The organism is Photobacterium sp. 2_MG-2023, from assembly GCF_030547675.1.
GTDB lineage: Bacteria > Pseudomonadota > Gammaproteobacteria > Enterobacterales > Vibrionaceae > Photobacterium > Photobacterium arenosum.
Window position 1 is genome coordinate 1 of the sequence record NZ_JAUOQQ010000049.1, and the last position, 3264, is coordinate 3264.

The following is a 3264-nucleotide window of genomic DNA, read 5'->3' on the forward strand; positions in this document are numbered from 1 at the left end:
GTCATTGTGTCACCTGTTAACTTCTGAGGTGATGATATCACCTCTAATCAGGTGGCCAAATTAACTATGCCACTACAGTAAGTCTGATGAGCTAATCAAAATAGACCACCATGTCACATCCTATTTATGGCATTGATTTAGCCAAACATGGTTTAAGTATCCACGGTGAAGATCATCAAGGCAAGGTGTTGATCCACGAACCACTTCAAAAGAACATCAATTTTTGCTGATCATATGTCGCGCTTGAGTTCGGTGTTTTCTCAGCACCGCTGGATGCGCGCCAGTTACTCTTTGCTGGCACAAAGCGTAACCAGAAATGCCTTTAGGTTCTCTGGTGCTGGCCGGGGCGGTTGTAGGCGCTCCCGGCGCCGACAACCTAAAAATTCGTCCTGAACTGTTCCCTGTTATTGTGGATAACGCTGGTTTATTACTTGTCATTAGACTGATCTGATCCGATGCTTTTGGACACAACGAACAGAACAAGAAAAATGGCCGCCACACAGCAAGCGAAGGAACACACTACAGCCGACAGGAAATCATGTAACCAATTGAATTTATTAGCCATACGATAGCTTATGGGCTTACTGCGCCTGATAAAAACAGTCCGCATCGCCGCCTTTCGGCGTTCAACCAAACTGTTTCCATTATAATGCCGCTTCGGGCTTGTCCAACACCCGGATAAAGTGTCGGCTACGCGACATTTTTCCTGATTTATTAGCTTACAGGTTTCCACATCGTTTTTGATTGCTCTTCAAAGCCTAACTTGGCATAAAACTTTTGAGCATTGCTATTGAATGACATAACTTCAAGCCTCATCTGTTCTGCCCCTTGAGACTTTGCCCATTCCGTACATTGAACCATTAACTGTCTTCCAACGCCTGACACTCTGGCATTTTCATCGACAACGATAGTGCCAACTCTACAAATGGGAGTTTTTACCAAGAAAGGAACGGCTTCATTTTGAGTTACCGTCGCAGTAACAAACCCAACCACTTCGCCCAAAACGTCAGCAACCAAAAAGAGCCTAGATAAATCGTTCAGTGCATTTAGAAGGAACTGTCTTTCTTCAGATGAAGGTTTAACAAACGCTTCTGGGGCATTTTCGAAATGCAGAACACCAATTTGTTGATTTAAAAGTAACAGCGAATCTATATCAGATTTAAGAGCTCGCCTAATTTCCATATTATTCCTCTGAAACAGATTGTAAACTAACGCCCGCAGCATGCGCGGCTTTGAAGTGGGGCGAAACCTTAATGGAAAAGACGTCGCCGTGCCTGCGATTGTTAACTGCTTTAGATCCAAACATCATTTTCAGCTGTTTGACTCCCAGTATTCTCACCTGTATTCACAGCTCCCCGCGGCTCAATAAGCAAAACTTTCGCCTCATTTTCCGCAAAAGGCTTGTGTTCAATTCCCTTAGGAACAACGTACATTTCGCCCTCAGAGAGATTCACATACCCATCTCTGAAATCTATTCTGAGACTACCCTCAAGCACGATGAACGTTTCATCTGTATCTTTGTGGTCAAGCCACACGAACTCGCCTTGAATTTTAACGACCTTGAACTGATAGTCATTCATCTCAGCAATCACCTTAGGTGACCACTGCTCATTGAAAAGGCCCAGCTTGTTTTTGAAATTTACCGCCTGATAGTTAATCCGAACTCCTGTCCGATTGCAGTTAACGCCTTAAGCATGCGGCGTCCTGCTGACTTAACTTGTTGAACCAAGCCACTGCGCGGCAGAGCTACAGCAGCCCACATACTGATCTCTGAACCCTGCCATCCAGGCAGCGGACTGGAGACCGTATCATGAACGCCCAACAGCAGCGCCATTTCGACGCGCTATACCAGCAACACCTTGATAATCTTATTCTACAAGACAAGCGCCCGGCGACCGTTGATGCCTACAGCCGTGCGGTACATCGTGTTTCTGCCTTTTTCAACTGCTCGCCTGACACGCTGACAACCGAGCAGTTACGTGCCTACTTCCGCCAACTCATCCACACCCACTCATGGAGCACCGTCAAACTCGACCGCAACAGCCTGCAGTCCTTCTACCGCTATACGACCGGGAGAGCCGGAAGGTAAAAAGAATAAGGAGAATGGCACGCATCACCACCTATGAGGAAGCCAAAACAAGACTGAATCAGGCGCTAACCCATTGAAGTGAAACACACTGTGGTCACTTCCCGGCTACGCTCGCCCTGAAGAAAACCGCGGGCACAACCCCCACCGAATGCCAATCGACCAATTTGCTTAATAAGGCTGTCCGGGCTTGTCCAACACCCGGATAGAAGTGTCGGCTGCGCGACACGTATCCTTATTTGTTAGCAAACAAATTCAACGACTTATGCATAACTCCATCGCTACACAGTCAATTCCTGCACCAAAACTATTTGGGGTGGTTTTCGTTACTGTAAAACCGCGTTTCTCATAGAAACCTTTAGTATGCTGAGATGTTTCAATTTTAACCTTGTGTATTGAGGTATTACGCTTTAGGTAAGACAATCGAAAGTCAGTTAACTGTGTTCCTATTCCTTGACCATGAAAGTTTTCATGAACCAACCCCCAAGCCAAAGAAGCAACTGATGACTTTAACCCGATACCACCACATCCAAGCACTTTCTCACTACCGCTTTCAAGGCAAACATAGTATTCAGAGCTTTCAGACAAAGCATCAAGATATTCGATAAACTCTGCACGCTCTGATGAATCAAAGTATTGACCAATATTACTTTCAAACGCTTCAATGCATTGCGCTCTATACCTACTACTATACTTTCGGATTTCCATATTTCCGCCTTGTTTGCTAACGCCCGCTTAAGTGCTGAGCAACGTTACCACAACACTCAATTATTGCACCGTAAACACAAAAGCCCAATCAAACCAAAACCGCCGAGCGTTGCGAATCCGTCTTAAAGCGTTTGTTGAACCAAGCCACTGCGCGGCAGAGCTACAGCTGCTCACATATTGATCTCTGAACCCTGCCATCCGGGCAGCGGACTGGAGACCGTATCATGAACGCCCAACAGCAGCACCATTTCGACGCGCTATACCAGCAACACCTTGATAATCTTATCCTACAAGGCAAGCGCCCGGCGACCGTTGATACCTACAGCCGTGCGGTACGTCGTGTTTCTGCCTTTTTCGACTGCCCGCCCGATACCCTGACAACCGAGCAGTTAAGTGCCTACTTCCGCCAACTCATCCACACCCACTCATGGAGCACCGTCAAACTCGACCGCAACGGCCTGCAGTTCTTC

General features: G+C 46.7%; 4 protein-coding genes and 1 pseudogene. 2 read left to right on the top strand and 3 right to left on the bottom strand.

The features are described from left to right. Positions 1–714: 714 nt before the first annotated feature. Both Q4491_RS21355 and Q4491_RS21360 read right to left on the bottom strand, forming a co-directional pair. Positions 715–1182, bottom strand: coding sequence for a GNAT family N-acetyltransferase (locus Q4491_RS21355; protein ID WP_303460784.1), 468 nt, complete (start codon positions 1180–1182; stop codon positions 715–717). 110 nt (positions 1183–1292) lie between these two features. After that, complete coding sequence (locus Q4491_RS21360) at positions 1293–1580, bottom strand: cupin domain-containing protein (RefSeq protein ID WP_303460786.1); 288 nt, start codon at positions 1578–1580, stop codon at positions 1293–1295. 230 nt (positions 1581–1810) lie between these two features. Between Q4491_RS21360 and Q4491_RS21365 the strand changes: the two are divergent. Then, positions 1811–2068, top strand: a pseudogene (locus Q4491_RS21365) (phage integrase N-terminal SAM-like domain-containing protein); the annotation flags it as partial. Between the two features lie 273 nt (positions 2069–2341). Here the strand turns inward: Q4491_RS21365 and Q4491_RS21370 are convergent. Further along, positions 2342–2794, bottom strand: coding sequence for a GNAT family N-acetyltransferase (locus Q4491_RS21370; RefSeq protein ID WP_303460787.1), 453 nt, complete (start codon positions 2792–2794; stop codon positions 2342–2344). A 224-nt stretch (positions 2795–3018) separates the two neighbouring features. Between Q4491_RS21370 and Q4491_RS21375 the strand changes: the two genes are divergently transcribed. Next, the coding region (locus Q4491_RS21375; RefSeq protein WP_303460789.1) for a site-specific integrase at positions 3019–3264 on the top strand (246 nt) is incomplete at its 3' end.

Bases quoted from the DNA above. Each gene is read 5' to 3' on its own strand.
- Q4491_RS21370 (WP_303460787.1), bottom strand. From the start codon at position 2,794: ATGGAAATCCGAAAGTATAGTAGTAGGTATAGAGCGCAATGCATTGAA.
- Q4491_RS21360 (WP_303460786.1), bottom strand. From the start codon at position 1,580: ATGAATGACTATCAGTTCAAGGTCGTTAAAATTCAAGGCGAGTTCGTG.
- Q4491_RS21355 (WP_303460784.1), bottom strand. From the start codon at position 1,182: ATGGAAATTAGGCGAGCTCTTAAATCTGATATAGATTCGCTGTTACTT.